Annotated in this window: 17 protein-coding genes and 1 tRNA gene; 8 read left to right on the top strand and 10 right to left on the bottom strand. The window is 68.6% G+C overall.

Features of this window, described 5'->3' with window-relative positions; all coding sequences use genetic code 11:
• On the bottom strand, window positions 1-662 hold a 662-nt coding region (locus QZV81_RS06380; protein ID WP_292834480.1), incomplete at its 3' end, for an ATPase, T2SS/T4P/T4SS family.
• 82 nt (window positions 663-744) lie between these two features.
• Between QZV81_RS06380 and QZV81_RS06375 the strand changes: the two genes are divergently transcribed.
• Window positions 745-826 (top strand) — tRNA-Leu (locus QZV81_RS06375).
• Window positions 827-892: 66 nt separating this feature from the next.
• Window positions 893-1,594: a VTT domain-containing protein gene (locus QZV81_RS06370; RefSeq protein ID WP_292834477.1), complete on the top strand. Its 702-nt coding sequence runs from the start codon at window positions 893-895 to the stop codon at window positions 1,592-1,594.
• 10 nt (window positions 1,595-1,604) lie between these two features.
• Here the strand turns inward: QZV81_RS06370 and QZV81_RS06365 are convergent, their stop codons facing one another.
• Window positions 1,605-2,468: a Ku protein gene (locus tag QZV81_RS06365; RefSeq protein WP_292834474.1), complete on the bottom strand. Its 864-nt coding sequence runs from the start codon at window positions 2,466-2,468 to the stop codon at window positions 1,605-1,607.
• Window positions 2,469-2,517: 49 nt separating this feature from the next.
• On the opposite strand from QZV81_RS06365, the gene QZV81_RS06360 reads away from it, so the two are divergent.
• A complete protein-coding gene (locus tag QZV81_RS06360; RefSeq protein WP_292834471.1) occupies window positions 2,518-4,896 on the top strand; it encodes an ATP-dependent DNA ligase in 2,379 nt (792 codons plus the stop codon).
• A 27-nt stretch (window positions 4,897-4,923) separates the two neighbouring features.
• Here the strand turns inward: QZV81_RS06360 and QZV81_RS06355 are convergent, their stop codons facing one another.
• From QZV81_RS06355 to murI, 4 genes are all read right to left on the bottom strand, one after another.
• Entirely contained in the window at window positions 4,924-5,835 is a 912-nt protein-coding gene (locus QZV81_RS06355; protein WP_292834468.1) for a cation diffusion facilitator family transporter, read from the bottom strand.
• Window positions 5,836-5,920: 85 nt separating this feature from the next.
• Entirely contained in the window at window positions 5,921-6,520 is a 600-nt protein-coding gene (gene rdgB / locus QZV81_RS06350; protein WP_292834498.1) for an RdgB/HAM1 family non-canonical purine NTP pyrophosphatase, read from the bottom strand.
• Window positions 6,521-6,535: 15 nt separating this feature from the next.
• Window positions 6,536-7,291 carry a ribonuclease PH gene (gene rph / locus QZV81_RS06345; RefSeq protein ID WP_292834465.1) on the bottom strand — a complete coding sequence of 252 codons (756 nt, stop codon included), beginning with the start codon at window positions 7,289-7,291 and terminating at the stop codon, window positions 6,536-6,538.
• A complete protein-coding gene (gene murI, locus QZV81_RS06340) occupies window positions 7,288-8,115 on the bottom strand; it encodes a glutamate racemase (protein WP_292834462.1) in 828 nt (275 codons plus the stop codon). The genes rph and murI overlap by 4 nt, the downstream gene beginning before the upstream one ends.
• 52 nt (window positions 8,116-8,167) lie before the next feature.
• Between murI and QZV81_RS06335 the strand changes: the two genes are divergently transcribed.
• Window positions 8,168-9,535, top strand: coding sequence for a nicotinate phosphoribosyltransferase (locus QZV81_RS06335; RefSeq protein WP_292834459.1), 1,368 nt, complete (start codon window positions 8,168-8,170; stop codon window positions 9,533-9,535).
• A 3-nt stretch (window positions 9,536-9,538) separates the two neighbouring features.
• On the opposite strand, the gene QZV81_RS06330 is transcribed toward QZV81_RS06335, so the two are convergent.
• Genes QZV81_RS06330 through QZV81_RS06320 form a run of 3 tightly spaced genes read right to left on the bottom strand, consistent with a single transcriptional unit; the run spans window position 9,539 to window position 12,352 of the window.
• Complete coding sequence (locus QZV81_RS06330) at window positions 9,539-9,823, bottom strand: DUF3039 domain-containing protein (RefSeq protein ID WP_292834456.1); 285 nt, start codon at window positions 9,821-9,823, stop codon at window positions 9,539-9,541.
• A gap of 40 nt (window positions 9,824-9,863) precedes the next feature.
• Window positions 9,864-11,423 (bottom strand): hypothetical protein, encoded by a 1,560-nt coding sequence (locus QZV81_RS06325; protein ID WP_292834453.1) that lies wholly within the window; start codon window positions 11,421-11,423, stop codon window positions 9,864-9,866.
• Entirely contained in the window at window positions 11,399-12,352 is a 954-nt protein-coding gene (locus QZV81_RS06320; protein ID WP_363331607.1) for an ABC transporter ATP-binding protein, read from the bottom strand. Before QZV81_RS06320 ends, QZV81_RS06325 begins: the two co-directional genes overlap by 25 nt.
• 194 nt (window positions 12,353-12,546) lie before the next feature.
• On the opposite strand from QZV81_RS06320, the gene QZV81_RS06315 reads away from it, so the two are divergent.
• Genes QZV81_RS06315 through QZV81_RS06300 form a run of 4 tightly spaced genes read left to right on the top strand, consistent with a single transcriptional unit; the run spans window position 12,547 to window position 15,447 of the window.
• The gene (locus QZV81_RS06315; RefSeq protein WP_292834450.1) at window positions 12,547-13,239 is read left to right on the top strand and encodes an NTP transferase domain-containing protein; all 693 of its coding nucleotides are present in this window, start codon (window positions 12,547-12,549) and stop codon (window positions 13,237-13,239) included.
• A 44-nt stretch (window positions 13,240-13,283) separates the two neighbouring features.
• Entirely contained in the window at window positions 13,284-14,222 is a 939-nt protein-coding gene (locus QZV81_RS06310) for a hypothetical protein (protein ID WP_292834447.1), read from the top strand.
• Between the two features lie 4 nt (window positions 14,223-14,226).
• On the top strand, window positions 14,227-14,436 hold the full coding sequence (locus tag QZV81_RS06305) for a hypothetical protein (protein ID WP_292834444.1): 210 nt from the start codon (window positions 14,227-14,229) through the stop codon (window positions 14,434-14,436).
• 39 nt (window positions 14,437-14,475) lie between these two features.
• Complete coding sequence (locus tag QZV81_RS06300) at window positions 14,476-15,447, top strand: hypothetical protein (RefSeq protein ID WP_292834441.1); 972 nt, start codon at window positions 14,476-14,478, stop codon at window positions 15,445-15,447.
• A 35-nt stretch (window positions 15,448-15,482) separates the two neighbouring features.
• Here QZV81_RS06300 and QZV81_RS06295 read toward each other — a convergent pair whose 3' ends face one another.
• The gene (locus QZV81_RS06295) at window positions 15,483-16,757 is read right to left on the bottom strand and encodes a hypothetical protein (protein WP_292834438.1); all 1,275 of its coding nucleotides are present in this window, start codon (window positions 16,755-16,757) and stop codon (window positions 15,483-15,485) included.
• Window positions 16,758-16,804: the final 47 nt, after the last annotated feature.

Here is a 16,804-nt window from a genome sequence, read left to right as displayed (position 1 = left end):
TTCCCTGCGTGTGTCGCACCCGAGACGAGAACGCTGCGCCCCGAAGCCATCGCATCGGTGAGGATGTCGGCGATCTGCGGAGTGAGCGACCGCGCAGCGACCAGATCGGAGAGCGTGCGGTGAGACGCGAGGAACTTCCGGATGTTGACGGCCCAGTGCGATCGCGTGATGTCTGGGATGACGCAGTGCAGACGGGACCCGTCGGGCAAAGACGCATCCACGAACGGCTGGCTGAGGTCGACGCGCCGGCCGGTGGCGTGCAGCATCCGCTCGACGAGACCACGGACGGCCTCGTCTGTGAGCACGAGCGGGGCACGGTGGCTGCGGCCGGCGCGCGCGAAGTACACGCGGTCGGGCGAGTTGATCCAGATCTCCTCGACCGTGGGGTCATCGAGGAGCGACTGGAGCGGTCCGAAACCGGTGACCATCGCCAGCACCGCCCGCACACAGGCGGCTTCGTCATCGATGAGATCGAAGCCTCGTGCCAGCGCGAAGTCGTTGTGGGCGCGCACCTCCGCGACGGCCACCTGCTCGGCGCGACCGGGGTGTCGCTGGGGGTCGGCCTGCTCCGCGCGCAGGCGCTCGCGCACCCGATCGGCGACGGCCCGCACGACGGGCGCGGGCGGGTCCACCGCGGCGGACGGAAGCGGAGCGAGACTCACCCCGGCATCCTCACAAAGTCCAGCACCCACCGCGTGAACTATCCACAGGCGAGGTGGCCCGCGGCGATAGACTGGGTCACCCGCGGGAGTGGTGAAATCGGCAGACACGCAGGATTTAGGTTCCTGTGCCTCCGGGCGTGTGGGTTCAAGTCCCACCTTCCGCACGGCAACGGGCGTTAGGCTCGCGTCAGTTCTCCGGCTGACCGACGCACGACCGACGGGATCCCCAAGTGCACCACATCGCCCTCATTCCGTGGCTCGACCCCGAGCTGATCATCAACTCGGCGGGCCCCTGGGCGCTGCTGGTGGTCTGCTTCATCATCTTCGCCGAGACGGGCCTGCTCATCGGCTTCTTGCTGCCGGGCGACACGCTGCTGTTGATCTCGGGTCTGCTCACCCACACGAGCAATGTCTTCGGCGTCAATATCTGGATCGTTGCGCTGCTGATCAGCCTCTCGGCCTTCGTCGGCGGCGAGCTCGGCTACTACATCGGACACAAGGGCGGGCCCGCCGTGTTCGAACGAAAGGAATCGGGCCTGTTCAGCCGGAAGAACGTCGAACGCACGAACTCCTTCTTCGAGCGCTACGGCGGCCTGACCGTGATCCTCGCGCGCTTCGTGCCGGTCGTCCGCACCTTCGCTCCGGTCGCCGCCGGGGTCGGCCACATGGCGTGGCGGCGATACTCGCTCTACAACCTCATCGGGGCTCTCCTCTGGGGCTTCGGCCTGACGATGTTCGGCTACCTCATCGCCTACATCCCCTGGATCAGCGACCTGGTGACGCAGTACATCGACCTCATCCTGCTGACCGCGGTCGGCGGCACCGCGCTGGTCACGCTCTGGCACTACTTCTCTGAGCGCCGCGCGGTGCGCAGGGAACGTGCCGACGAGGACGCGCCGCGCAGCAGCAGCAGCAGCACGCCGATTTCGTGATCCGGCGAGCTCAGGACGCCTTCGTCGCCTTCACGGCCTTCCTTTTCGGCGTCGGCGCGTCCGGCTCGGTCGCCCCTGACTCGCGGGCCGCACGGCTTCGCTCGACACTCGCCTGGAGTGCGGCCATGAGATCGATGACCTCACCGCCGGAGTCCTTCTCGGGGCGATCGCTGAACGTCTGGGCCGTGTCCATCGCGTCGCCCTGATCGAGTTTGGCGTCGATCAGGGTGCGCAGTTCCTGCTGATACTCGTCGACGAACTGCGTCGGATCGAAATCTCCCGAGAAGCTCTCCACGAGCGACGCCGACAACTCGAGCTCTTTGGCCGAGATCTTCACCGGCTCATCGAGCGCCGCGAACGTCGCCGTGCGCACTTCGTCCGCCCACAGCAGGGTCTGGAGAACCAGCACGTCGTCGCGGACGCGCAACGCGGCGAGTCGTGTCTTCTGCCTCAGCGAGAAGCGCACGATCGCGGTGCGGTCAGTCTGCTGGAGCGTCTTGCGCAGGAGCACGTACGCCTTCGGCGAGGCCGAATCCGGCTCGAGGTAGTACGCCTTGTCGAGAGTGAGCAGGTCGATCTGGTCGCTCGGCACGAACTCGACGACCTCGATCTCGCGGCTTCGCTCGGCCGGGAGCGCGGCGATGTCCTCGGCCGTGATGACGACCGTTCGCTCACCGTCGTCATAGGCCTTGTCGATCTCGGCGTACGGCACGATCTCACCGTCGAGTTCGCAGATCCGCTGGTACCGGATGCGTCCGCCATCTGCCGCATGCACCTGGTGCAGTGGCACGTCATGGTCTTCCGTGGCCGAATACACCTTGACGGGCACGTTGACGAGCCCGAAAGTGAGCGCGCCCTTCCAGATCGTTCTCATCACACCAGTGAACACTGCTCACGCCCGCGCCCGCCACTACCCTGGCGACATGGCAGGCAGCGGACAGCTCGTCGAGGTGGGCGGTCGTCGCCTGCGCCTCAGCAACCTCGACAAGGTCCTCTACCCGCGTACGGGCACGACGAAGGGTGAAGTGCTCGACTACGTCACCCGCATCGCTCCGCTGCTGCTGCCGCACGTCTCGGGGCGACCCGTGACGCGGCTCCGCTGGCCCGAGGGGACCGATCATCCCCCCTTCTTCGCGAAGGACCTCGAAGCCGGCGCCCCCGCCTGGCTTCCCCGGCGCGCGATCGATCACTCGACCGGCGCCAAGGACTATCCGCTCGTCGAGGACCTGCCCGCGCTCGTCTACCTCGCTCAGGTCGCGAGCCTCGAACTGCACACGCCGCAATGGCGCTTCGATGCCCTCGGCGCGCGCCGGCGCCCGGATCGCCTGGTCCTCGATCTCGATCCCGGGCCCGGCGCGGGCCTGGCCGAATGCGCCGAGGTTGCACGGTTGCTGCGGGCGATCCTCGACGATCTCGGGATGCCGTGCTTCCCGGTCACGAGCGGGAGCAAGGGCATCCACCTCTACGCGCATCTGGACGGGACGCGCTCGAGCGAAGAGATCTCCGCATTCGCGAAGGAGCTCGCGCGCCTGCTCGAGGCCGACCACCCGGACCTGCTCGTCAGCCGGATGTCGAGAAGCCTGCGCCCCGGCCGCGTCTTCCTCGACTGGAGCCAGAACAGCGCCGCCAAGACGACCATCGCGCCCTACTCCCTGCGCGGGCGCGACGAGCCGACCGTCGCTGCGCCGCGCACGTGGGCCGAGTTGGATGATCCGGAGCTGCGGCAGCTGCGGTTCGACGAAGTGCTCGAACGGGCCGGGCTCTGGGGCGATCCGCTCGCCGAGCTCGCAGCGCGTTCACCGTTCTCGCTCGAGCCGTATCTCGCCAAACGGTCCGCCGATCGCACACCCGAGCCCATGCCCCGGGGCCCCCGGGCCGGCGGGGCGACCGGCGCGCGTTTCGTCGTGCAGGAGCACCACGCGTCGCGCCTGCACTTCGACCTTCGCCTCGAGCACGAGGGCGTACTGGTGAGCTGGGCGGTGCCGCGCGGCATCCCGGCCTCACCCGAGCGCAATCACCTGGCCGTCATGACCGAACCGCATCCGCTGGAGTACCTGACTTTCGCCGGAGACATTCCGCACGGCGAGTACGGCGCGGGGACGATGACCATCTGGGACACCGGGATCTACGACGCCGAGAAGTGGCGGGACGACGAGGTGATCTTCACGCTCACGGGTCGGCCCGGCGGGCCCCTGGGAACCACGCGACTGGCGCTCATCCGCACCGAGGGAACCGGCGAGAAGTCGCAGTGGCTGCTGCACCGGATGGCTTCGGGACCGGCTCCGGGAGCCCAGCAGGGTGCACGGCAAAACCGGCGGATACACACGAGCACGGCCGTGACGGCGGGCCCCATGCTCGCCGTCCCCGCCACGGCGAGCGAGGCCGCGCGCACCGCTGCACGGTGGGGAGGAACGCCCTGGGTGGAGTTCAAATGGGACGGCATCCGCGCGATCGGCAGCTGGGACGGCGAACGCCTCACCCTCCGCGCGCGCAGCGGTACGGACATCACCGCGCGCTACCCGGAGCTGACCGGCGATGATGCCGGGTTCGGACCCGAAGCGCTCACGGTCGACGGCGAGATCGTCGCCTTGGATTCTCGCGGCGCTCCGAGCTTCACCCGGCTGCAGAACCGCATGCACCTGACCAAACCGCGGGAGATCGGCAGAGAGGCGGCGCGGACGCCCGTGAGCTTCCTCTTGTTCGACGTGCTCACTTCCGGCGAGACGGATGCCGCATCCCTCCCCCTGGCCGACCGGCGAAGAGTGCTGGAGGACCGGGCACGCGGAGCGATTCCGTCGATCGCCGTACCCCCGGTCGCCGACCACGTCGACAGTGCCCTGGCCACCGCACGCGAACGCGGCCTCGAGGGCGTGGTCGTCAAGGATCCCCGGTCGACGTATCGGCCCGGCACCCGCTCTGAGGCGTGGCTCAAGGTGAAGATCACGCACACGCAGGACGTCGTGGTCGGCGGCATCCGGCCGGGAAGAGGCGCTCGCAACGGAACAATCGGCTCCCTGCTTGTCGGCATTCCGGGACCAGAGGGACTCATCTACGTCGGGCGGGTCGGGTCCGGATTCACCGAGCGTGAGCTCGCACGACTCTCCGAGATGCTGGTGCGCGTCTCGGAGAGTCCCTTCGTGAGCGTCCCGAGCGCCGACGCGTCCGACGCCGTCTGGGTCGAGCCGCGGCTCGTCGGCGAGGTGGAGTTCGCCGAGTTCACCCCGAACGACACGCTCCGCCATGCCCGCTGGCGCGGGCTGCGCCCCGACATCGCTCCGGAGCACGTGAGGCGCGAGGGCTGACCAGCGCGCGGCGCGCCGCATCCGGCGTCAGACGTGGCGATCCTCCTCGCGGTAGCCGGCCGGCTCGAACTGGAACGTCGAGTGCTCGACATCGAAGTGCGAGGACAGGCAGGACTGCAGACGCGAGAGAAGCGGCCCCGACCCGGCACCGAGGGCGGCGTCATCCACCACCACGTGGGCGGTGAAGACAGGCGCGCCCCGGGTGAGCTGCCAGACGTGCACGTCGTGGACATCGACGACGCCGGGTTCCCCGAGGATGTGGTCCCGGATCGCGCCGACCTCGGTGCCCTTCGGCGCACGCTCCCCCAAAACAGAGAACACCTCGCGCAGCAGGACGACGGCCCGTGGCAGAATCATCGCGGCGATCACGAGTGACGCGAGCGCGTCGATCGGCATCCAGCCGGTGATCGCGATCACGCCGGCCGCGCCGATCACCACGGCCGAGCCGATCAGATCGCCGAGCACCTCGATGTAGGCGCCGCGCACGTTGATGCTGCGCTTCTGTGCGGCGCTGAGCAGATAGAGCGAGGCCCCGTTGGCGACCAGGCCCACGACGGCGACGACCAGCATGAGGCCGGCGACGACCTCGACCTCGGCCGGGCGGAGCAGCCGCTGAACCGCCTCCACGGCGATCCACACCATCAGCACGATCAGGATGACGGCATTGATGAGCGCGCCGAAGACCTCCGCGCGCTGATAGCCGTAGGTGTTGCGGTCGTTGGCTGGACGCGCGGCGAGACGGGAGGCGATGAGGGCGATGACGAGGGCAGAAGCGTCCGTGAACATGTGGGCGGCGTCGGCGAGCAGCGCGAGCGAACCGGTGAGGATCGCCCCGACGATCTGCACCACCATGACGCTCGCCGTCAGCAACAGCGAGAGCGAGAGCAGCCGCTGGTTGCTCGCACCGCGAACACCGTCCGCGGGCGCATGATCGTGCATTCTTCGAGGCTATGCCCGGGGCCGCACCGGGTGCCGTGCCGCGCGGCTGTCGGGAATGGTCATGATTGTCATTCCCACGCCGCCGCTAGTGCTCGAGGACGGCCAGGAGCGGCACGAGAGCGACGAAGGCACGCGCGCGATGGGATGCCGCGTTCTTCTCGTCCGCGGTGAGCTCTGCCGCGCTCCGCCCACCCTGACCCTCCGGAAGGAACACCGGGTCGTACCCGAAACCGCCTTCTCCCGATGCCCTCAGCGCGATACGGCCGGGCCAGAGGCCCTCGACGACGTGCTCCGCGCCGGCCGGAGTGACGAGCGCGATCGTCGAGACGAAGTGCGCCGCGCGGTGTGGATCGGCGATGTCCGCCAGTTGATCGAGGAGGAGCTCGACGTTCGAGACGGGATCCTTCTTGTGCCCCGCCCAATAGGCCGAGAAGATCCCCGGCGCGCCGCCGAGCACATCGACGCAGATCCCGGAGTCGTCGGCAAGTGCGGGCAACCCGGTGCGGGCGGCCGCCACGCGCGCCTTGATCAGGGCGTTCTCGGCGAAGCTCACGCCGTCCTCGACCGGCTCGGGGCCGTCGTAGCCCGTAACCTCGAGGTCGGGTCGGGTCGTTGCGACGATCGAGGCGAACTCCTGCACCTTGTGCGGATTATGGGTCGCGAGGACGATGCGCGAGGTCACAATGGTCCGATCGGCCGATCAGCCGCGCTCGGCCGACAGCACCGCCGCCTGTCGCTCGCGCAGGTCCGCACAACCGGCGACACCGAGATCGAGCAGTGCGTCGAGCTCGCGCTTGTCGAACGGCGCGCCCTCGGCGGTGCCCTGGACCTCGACGAACAGTCCTCGTCCGGTGACGACGACGTTCATGTCGGTCTCGGCGCGCACGTCCTCGACATAGGCGAGGTCGAGCATGGGCTCACCGTCGATGATCCCGACCGAGATGGCCGCGACGGAGTCGATCAGCACCTTCGCGTTCCTGCCGACGAGCCCCTTGGCGCGGCCCCACTCGATCGCGTCGGCCAGCGCGACATAGGCGCCCGTGATCGCCGCCGTGCGTGTGCCCCCATCGGCCTGCAGCACATCGCAGTCGATGACGATCGTGTTCTCGCCGAGCGCCTTCATATCCACCACCGATCGCAGCGCGCGACCGATGAGGCGAGAGATCTCGTGCGTGCGCCCGCCGACGCGGCCCTTGATCGACTCGCGGTCGTTGCGGGTGTTGGTCGCGCGCGGCAGCATCGCGTACTCCGCCGTCACCCATCCCTTTCCCTTGCCGGTGAGCCAGCGCGGCACGCCGCCGGTGAACGACGCGGTGCAGAGCACCTTCGTCCCGCCGAACGAGATGAGCGCGGAGCCTTCGGCGTGCGCGCTCCACCCGCGTTGGATCACGACGGGGCGCAGCTGGTCATGCGCGCGACCGTCCGCGCGCGGGCCACCTGGGGTGGAAGTGGTCATGCGATTCCTTTCGGGATGCCGATGGCGCCGGTGTGCACCAGACGCACGGAAGAGACACCTCGGCCGATCAGTCGGTCGGCGAGACGAAGAAACTCATCGGCAGAGTCACCGGTGGCTTCGTACACATGTGTGGGGACGGCGTCCGGACCGGCCAGCAGGTCACGCGAGACGAGCTGGTGGTAGACATCCTTCGCCGTCTCGGTGTCGCTGCTGACGAGAGAGACGTCCGGGCCCATCACGTAGCTGATCGCGCCCTCGAGGAAGGGATAGTGCGTGCACCCCAGCACGAGGGTGTCGACGCCGGCGTGCCGCAGCGGCGCCAGGTACTCCTCTGCGACGGCGAGCACTTCCGACGAGCCGGTGACCCCGGCCTCGACGAAGTCCACGAATCGCGGGCAGGCGCGAGCGGTGACCGTCAGCTGCGGGTTCACCTCGAGCATGTCCTGATAGACGCCCGAGCTGATCGTGCCTTCCGTGCCGATCACGCCGACGCGGCCGCTGCGGGTCGTGGAGATCGCCGTGCGGACAGCGGGACCGATCACCTCGACGACCGGGACCTCGTAGCGCTCTCGGGCGTCACGCAGCAGGGCGGCGGATGCCGTGTTGCACGCGATCACGAGCATCTTCACGCCCTCGGCCACCAACGTGTCGAGGACGTCGAGACCATAGCGGCGCACGTCGGCGATCGGCTTGGGGCCGTAGGGAGAGTGAGCCGTATCACCAATGTAGACAATCGATTCGCGCGGCAGAAGCTGCGACACCGCCCGGGCCACCGTCAGGCCCCCGACACCGGAGTCGAAGATTCCGATCGGAGCGTCATTCACGACCGTCAGCCTACTCGCCGGGCACTTCGTCGCACGTCGGTAGAGTGACCGCATGAACCTTCGACAGGCGCCGGGACCCGTCGAAGACCATCACGGCCCGGGATCGACCGCCCTGTTGACCGACCGCTACGAGCTCACCATGATCGATGCCGCTCTCCGCGACGGGACGGCCGCGCGCCCGTGTGTCTTCGAGCTCTTCGGACGACGCCTGCACGGCGCACGCAGGTTCGGCGTCGTTGCGGGGACGGGACGGCTCTTGCGAGAGCTCCGCGAGTTCCGGTTCGGCGACGACGAGCTCCGCTACCTCCGCGATGAACGCATCGTCAGCAGCGAGACCCTCACGTTCCTCGAGGGCTACCGGTTCTCGGGTTCGATCCTCGGGTACCGCGAGGGTGAGCTGTACTTCCCCGAGTCGCCGATCCTGACGGTCGAGGGTCCGTTCGCCGAGGCGGTCGTCTTGGAGACCCTCGCGCTCAGCATCCTGAATCACGACTCCGCGGTCGCCACTGCCGCCGCGCGCATGAGCATCGCCGCCGGCGACCGGCCGTTGGCTGAGATGGGCTCGCGGCGTGCGGCCGAGCGGGGAGCGGTCGCGGCGGCCCGCGCCGCCTACATCGCCGGGTTCGGCGCGACAAGCAATCTCGAGGCCGGTCGCACGTGGGGAATCCCCACGATGGGCACCGCGGCGCACGCGTGGACTCTGCTGCACGATACGGAGGAGCAGGCGTTCCGCAGTCAGATCGCCGCCCTGGGGATCGAGACAACCCTGTTGATCGACACGTACGACATCACCGATGGTGTCGCGACTGCTGTCCGTGTCGCCGGCACGGGACTCGGCGGGGTGCGCATCGATTCCGGCGATCTGCCCGCCGTCGCCGCGCAGGTGCGTGCCCAGCTCGATGCCCTGGGGGCGACCGGCACCAAGATCACCGTCACCAGCGACCTCGACGAGTTCGCGATCGCTGCGCTCGCAGCATCGCCCGTCGACTCGTATGGGGTCGGAACCTCCGTCGTCACCGGGTCGGGTGCTTCGACGGCAGGGATGGTGTACAAGCTCGTCGCGCGACGCGATGCGGCGGGCAAGTGGGTTTCGGTGGCCAAAGCGTCAGCCGAGAAGGCATCCAGGGGCGGCCGGAAAACAGCCTTCCGCACACTCGAGCGCGGTACCGCGACGAGCGAGCTCATCGTCGTCTCGGAGGGATTCGAGCCGATGACCCAGGCCCCCGATCATGCCGGTGCCCGCCCGCTGCAGGTCACGCTGGTCGAAGACGGCGAACCGGATGCCGCGTTCGAAGGGCCTGCGGGTGTGACCGCTGCTCGAGCGCACCACCGGCACGTGCGCGAGGAGCTCCCCGTCCGGGCACTGGCGCTCAGCCGCTCCGACCCGGCGCTGCCGACGATCTTCATCGACGCGCGCTGACGCTCAGCTGAGCATGGACTCGTAGATCTCCTTGCACGTGGGGCAGATCGGGAACTTCTCCGGGTCGCGCCCCGGTGTCCACTTCTTGCCGCACAGCGCCCGCACGGGTTTGCCGGTGACGGCCGATTCGAGGATCTTGTCCTTCTTCACGTAGTGCGAAAAGCGTTCGTGATCTCCGGGCTCAACGTGTTCTTCGCGAAGGAGCTCCTCGAGTTCGCGGTCCAGCGTCGCCAGACCCCCCTGATCGGGGCTGTCCACCTGGCCTGGTCCGTTGAGGGGAGTGCTCATGATCCCCGAGTCTAGCGGCGGGCCGATCGAGCCGGGCGGGTCAGGAGGACTCCGCGAACTCCATCAGACGACTGGCGCGGCGGTCGAAGACGACGCCCCCGCCGAAGATCCCGGCGAGCAGCACTGCACTGCCGATCCCGAGTCCGCCCCACATCGTCCACCACGCGTTCTCGCTGTCAGAGGTGAGGTCCACCCACGCCCACCAGAGCGCGGGAAGCGAGAAGACGATCGCCCCGAGCAGCACGACGCCTTGCGAGAGCATGCCCCCCGTGCGCTGCGGTTGCTGGAAGGCGCTGTCGCCGGGCCGCGAAACAGGGTAAGGAGCGACCGCGGAAGCCACCGAAGAGAGTCCGAGACCGCTGAGGAACAGGCTTGCGCAGACGCCGACCATCGCCGGGAGGGTCGCCCACTGGCCGTGCAGCATGATCGCGATCGGCATCGACACGGCCAGCACGGGCAGAGCCACCACGACGATGGGCGCCAATCGACCCGCGCGATCAGAGGAGCCACGGACCGCGGCCGCCAGGTGCATCCACAGCGCCGTCGAATCGTAGGCCAGGTCGTTGTGCGGGAGCCATCCGAAGAAGAGCGCCATGAGCGGAACCGGCACGAGCGCAGCGATCTCGACCGGCACCCCGACGAGAACGAGCGGCATCACCGTCACAACGGCCGCAATCGGCACGATCACGAGGTTGACGAGGTAGCGCGGATCGCGCAGCCAGTAGATGAGGCTTCGCGCGGCAACAGCGCCGGAAGGAGTCCCGGAAGTGATGGCGAACCACCCGAGACCGCCGCCCTCCCGGCCCGACCGGGGCCGCTCAGTTGTTGTGAGGAGGTGGTCGACGAGCCACACCCACACGACCGCGAGAGCCAGAACCGTCAGCAGCGCCACGATGAGCGGACCCGCGAAACCACCCGTGATCGCACGCGCGGGAAGCGCTGCGGCCGCGCCGAACGGTGTCAGCGCCAGGATGTCGACGGCCCCGCCGAGCGCGGTCGACAGCTCGGCATCCCACTCCAGCGACGCGACGAAGACCCCCACTGCGACCGCGGCGACGAGCACCGTGATCAGGAAGGCCCCCGTCGACTCCTGCGAACGTCGCCTCACGGGAAAGAGGAGCCCACCGAGCGCGAGCCCGATCTTGGCCAGCAGAAGGCAGGTGAGGATGCCGAGGATCACCGCAAGAATGCTCACGGCCACCGTCGCTCCGCGCGCCGTCCAGAGAATCACGCCGCTCATGCCCACGGCCACGAGCGCAAGCACCGGGACGCTGGCGACGCTCGCAAGCAGCAGAATGCCGGCGAGTGGGCGCGGCGCCACGCCGAAGACCCTGAATCGACGCGGATCGAGCTGATCGTCGAATCCGCCGAGGAGTGCAGCGAGGAAGAGAACCACCGGCACCGCCGCGGCAGAGAGGACCCACGCCGTCAGCGCGACGTCTGCCGGCGCAGCCCGCAACCGCAGCACGCCCCAGCAGGCGACCCCAGCGCAGACCAGCAGGACGACGATCCGGACCAGCATCCGGATGACCCGGCGGCGATCGCCGCCCAGCGCGCCGAGGAGAAGCTGCAGCCTCAGTCGGAGAACGCGTGCAGCCACTCGAGACCCTCCACATCGTTCGAGCTGCCCGCCAGTTCGGCGAACCTCTGCTCGAGGGTGAGCTCGCCCCGCACCTCGGCGACCGTCCCCGCGGCGAGGACCCGCCCGGCGACGATCACCGCGACGCCTGAGCACACCCGCTCGACGAGCTCCATTCCGTGGCTGGAGAGGATGACGGTGCCCCCATGGGAGGTGTAGGCCGCGAGGATATCGAGGATGACGTTGCTGGAGATCGGATCGACCGCCTCGAAAGGCTCATCGAGCACGAGCACGCGCGGCGCATGGATCATCGCTCCGGCGAGCATGACCTTCTTCGTCATACCCGCCGAGTAGTCCGCCACGGGACGACGCAGAGCCTCGGTGATATCGAACGCCCGCGCAAGGTCGGCCGTCCGGCTCTCGACGACCGCCCGCGCCAGGCCACGCAGCGCGCCGTAGTAATGCAGCAGCTGCCGGCCGGTGAGTCGATCGAAGGTCCGGAGCCTGTCGGGCAGGATCCCCATCTGATGCTTTGCGCGTGCCGGCGACGAGCGCAGGTCGACGCCGGCGACCTCGATCGTTCCCCCATCCGGGCGCAACAGCCCACCGATCATGGACAGCATGGTGGTCTTGCCGGCACCGTTCGGGCCGACGACGCCGTAGAAGATCCCGGCGGGGATCGTCAGGTCGACACCGTCTACGGCGCGGGTCTGCCCGAAGGACTTGGAAATGCCGCGTATCCGCAGAGCCGGTGTGCCGGTGTCGATGTCCAGATCGGGCAGCGCATCGACAGCCGCGCGAGCGAGGGTCGGATCGTCGGCGGCCGCGGTGTGGCGCGCGGCGAACTGTGCGGCCGCGACCTCAGCGGGTACCTCCGGCTTCGGAGGAAGCTCACGTGGGATGGCGGCCTCCTCCGGATCCTTCTCGGGACGTGGCGAAGCGGCGATCACCCGACCAACCTAGCAAGGTGGGTCCGACGGCACAGCGGTGTCAGATTCAGCCGCCCTGAACGCGAGTGTCACGAAACGACAACGTCGTGGGTGGATTCCGGGGGTTCTCAGAGCGGCTTCGTTAGCATGAGACTCGGCACGAAGAGGTGTCTTTTTGTCGAACGGACAATGAACATCTTCTCCAGGAGCACCCCGTGACCCTTCATACTGTCATCCTCGCGGCCGGTATGGGCTCGCGCCTCGGACGAAGCCTCCCCAAGCCGTTGACCGAGCTCGGCGACGGTCGCACGATCATGGCGCAGCAGCACGACAACATCCGGGCGGCGTTCGGCGACGGCGCGCGCATCACGACGGTCGTCGGATACCGGGCCGAAGCAGTCGTGGAAGCGTTTCCCGATGTCGACTACGTCTACAACGAGCGCTACGACCAGACCAACACCTCCAAGAGTCTGCTGCGCGCCCTCAAAGCAACCGGCAAGGGGGGAGTCCTCTGGATGAACGGCGATGTGGTCTTCGACCCGCGCATCCTCGGACGGGCGATCGAGCTGATCGATCGCGATCAGTCCTTCGTCACCGTCAACACCGCGAGCGTGAGCGACGAAGAGGTCAAGTACACGGTGACGGCGGAGGGATTCATCCGTGCACTGTCAAAGACAGTACGCGGGGGCATCGGCGAGGCCGTGGGCATCAACTACATCGCCCGCGCCGACAAGCGCGCCTTCATCGCGCAGCTCGGCCGCGTCGACGATCAGGACTATTTCGAGCGCGGTCTGGAGCTCGCGATCGCCGAGAACGGGTTGCTGCTGGAACCGCTCGATATTTCCGACCTGTACGCCGTCGAGGTCGACTTCGCCGAGGATCTCGAGCGCGCCAACCTCTACGTCTGATCACCCAGCGGTCCCTCAGCGGCCGCACGTAGGATCGATGCGTCATGGCGAAGGTTCCTCGCATCCACTCCCTGCCCGCTGATTCTCCGTGGGACGGCGGCCTGCCGCCGCAGGGATCATCGGAGCATCCGCGCGCGATCCGCGCTCTCGACCGGGCCCTGCAGGTGCAGCGACCGGTCGTCATCACGCACCTGCGGAGCATCCGCCTCAGGAACCCGAACGCGAGCACAGCTGAAATCGCACGCATCCTGGAGCGCCGCTACCTCGCCACCGTCACCACCGGTGGTGCCGCCGTCGGAGCGACGGCCGTCGTACCCGGAATCGGGACGGGCGTCACGCTCGCGCTCGGCGGAGTCGAAACCATCGGCTTCATCGAGGCCACTGCGCTGTACGCACAATCACTGGCGGAATTGCACGGCATCCGCATCGAGAGTCCGGATCGCGCCCGGGCTCTCGTCCTCACCCTCATGCTCGGAGAAGAGGGCGTCGAGCTCATCGCCCAGCTGAGCGGGCAGCTCACCGGAGGTGCCGAGAGTCGCGACAGGTACTGGGGGAAGCTGGTCACGACCTCGCTCCCCCGTGCCGCCGTCGGCCCGCTCCTAGACCGGCTGAAGCCGATGTTCGTCCGACAGTACGCGGCGAAGGGCGGCGCATCCGTCATCGGCAAGGCTCTCCCCTTCGGGATCGGCGCTGCCGTCGGTGGTGCCGGCAACCGCGTGCTCGGACGCCGTGCGATCGTCAGCTCGCACCGCGCGTTCGGCGTGCCGCCGCAGCTGTACCCGGCCGAGCTCGAACCCCACGAGGGTGCCGCCCCCTGTGAACGAGTCGCTGCGGTGGGTCTTGTGCGTGCCGGCAGCGCGGTCGTCGCGGGCGGGCGTCGCGTGACGGGATCCGTGACAGAGGCCATCGGCAGCGCAGCGAGCACGGTGGCGCGCCGCGCGCCCCGCACCGGAGCCGCCGCCTCCGCGCTGGAAGGAGAATAACGGCATGGGAATCTTCCAGAGTCGTCCCGAGGAGCCGACCGAGTGGGGCGGGCTGCCCTCCGAGCCGTGGGAGCCTCGTGAACCCACCGAGATCTTGCCGCCGCCGGTCGACGACCTCGGAATCCTCGGCGCGGCCGGAGTGGCCTTTTCGGTTCCCGTCGAGCTCCACCTCGATGCAGCGCAGCCTGAGGCCACCCCTCAGGGCGACGAGTGACCCCCGCTCGCCCGCTGATGCGCGTCGACACGGTCGCCGGTGTCTGAACCCCACGGACGTCGGAGTGCCGACGAGCCTCCGCCCACGGAAAGCACGCTGGCAGAACTGACACCGTGGCTGCCCCGCCAACGGTGGTTCACCGGCTCCGCATCCCCGCCGAGGTTGCGCGTGCTGGCTGACCGACGACTCCGCGGCGACGACGAGTCCGCCACTGTGCGAGTTCTGGTCCTCGTCGACGACGCGCCGGCGAAACCGGTCGTCTATCAGGTTCCCGTCGTGGAACGAGTCCTCGCGGGCGCCTCGCCCGCGACGTCGGTCATCGGCCGCGGCGATGCGGGCACGATCCTGATCGACGGTCCGCATGACCTCGCGTACACGCATGCCCTCCTCGCCGAGCTCGGGCTCGACGCGGGTGACTTCCCGACCGATGTCCTCGCCGGAGAGCAATCCAATACGTCGATCATCTGCCGATCGCCGTCGGCCCCGCCGTTCGCGTTCGCGCAGGAGTTCCTCCCCGACGTCGAGGACGCCTGGCGCGTCGCGCTGCGCGCCGCCTCGGCGCACGCCGACTTCACCTCCGGCGCCGATGCGCTCGGTCGCGCGACCGCGGAGGTCCACCGGGACCTGGCGAGACTCTTCCCGACCGTGCCGGCCGACGCCGCAGCACGCACGACCCTGGCTGGGGCGTGGATCCGCCGGCTCGCCATCGCGTTCGATGAAGTGCCGGCGCTCCAGCCGCAACGCCGCGCCATCGAAGACATCTACGCCGCGGCGGCCGGCGAGGTCTGGCCCGCGCTGCAGCGGGTGCACGGGGATTATCACCTGGGTCAGGTGATCTCCGTGCCCGGACGAGGGTGGGTCGTGTTGGACTTCGAGGGCGAGCCGATGCGCCCGATCGAGGAGCGGCGAGCGCCGGACCTCGCGCTGCGCGATATCGCCGGCATGCTGCGGTCCTTCGACTACGTCGCCGGCACGCTCCGCCTCGCCCGGACTGGCTGCCGATACCGCTGAGCGCGATCGAGCGTCTCGTCACGCGCTGAGGGACGTCACTCGTCCCCGAGCTCGGCCGCGTCTGATTCGAGCTCATCGGCGCCGTCTGCTGTCCGGACGTGCCATGCCTCCCAGCGGTCCATGAGCTCCGCGATCGCGCCGTGGAACCGTGCGGTCGCCGCACCCGGCGACGCGTCGCCGAAATAGTGGCGCACCCATTCCCCCAGGCGCTCGACGGCCAGCGGGTCATCTTGGAGCCTCCGGACGGCCGCGACGATGTCACCGGATGCCGCCGCGTCGAGCCACTCGGCATCCCCCAGATAGCCGTGGGTGTCGACAACGGCGCGGTTGTCAGCCGGTCGGGTGACCAGCAGCGGTTTGCCGGCAGCGAGACGGTCGTAGACCATCGCCGAAATGTCGACGACGGCCACATCGGCAGCGGCCAGCTGCCATCCGAGATCGGCGCCGTCGTCGAAGACATGCTGCGCCGCAGAATCAGCGCGATTCGCGGAACGGATCATGTTGATGATGCGCGCGTTCACCGCTCCGTACTCCGGGTCGACGACGCCTGATCGCGGGTGCGGACGGTAGATCAGCCGATGGGCCGGCGAGGCGAGGATGCCGGCGGCCAGCGCCTCGCCGTGCGTGCGGACCGAACCGTAGTGCGCAGACGGACGGTCACCCTCCCACGTCGGGGCGTAGAGGACGACCGTGCGCTCATCGGGGGAATACGGCAGGGCGCCGGAATAGTGGTCCGCCTGGGGTCGTCCGATGGCGATCGTGCGTGTGGCGAAGTCGTAATCCCAGAGGACGCGTCTGAGCCGCGCCCGCGCAGCATCGCCGGCGATCAGGGCGTAGTCATACGCCTTGAATTGGTTGGTGGTCATGTACATCTTGTCGGACTCGCCGTGGTTGATGAACACGTGCCAGCGATGCCCGTAGCGGAACATCTGAAAGTTGCGGGTGTTCTGATTCACGTACAGCACGATGCGGATGTCCTGTTCCGCGATGTACTTCTCCAGCGACCGGACCGTCGGCACGAAGGCGACGGGCAGGGCGCCGTCCATCAACAGCGCCCGTGCGCCGTGCGCATTGCGGCTGAGGACGACGACGGGCCACGTGCGCGCGAGCACGGCGAGGGGCTTGTACCACTGCCGGATCTGATACATGTTCACTGCGCCGTCCGCGAAATAGACCGCCACCCGGAAATGATTCACAGGCTGGAGCGGCACGGCAGTGAGCCGCGTGCGCACCTCGCGGGCGACGTGGCGGTTGTTCACCGCCTTCTGAACGAGCGAGAGGGCCTTCCGGCCGTCCGAGATGATGCCCACGATCCCAGCCTAGCCAGCGCCGCGCGGTACCTCATGAGGGAGACAGG

Source organism: Microbacterium sp. (assembly GCF_011620665.1).
Taxonomy (GTDB): domain Bacteria; phylum Actinomycetota; class Actinomycetes; order Actinomycetales; family Microbacteriaceae; genus Microbacterium.
The sequence above is the reverse complement of the archived record's forward strand: the minus strand, read 5'-3'. Positions and strand labels throughout refer to the sequence as shown.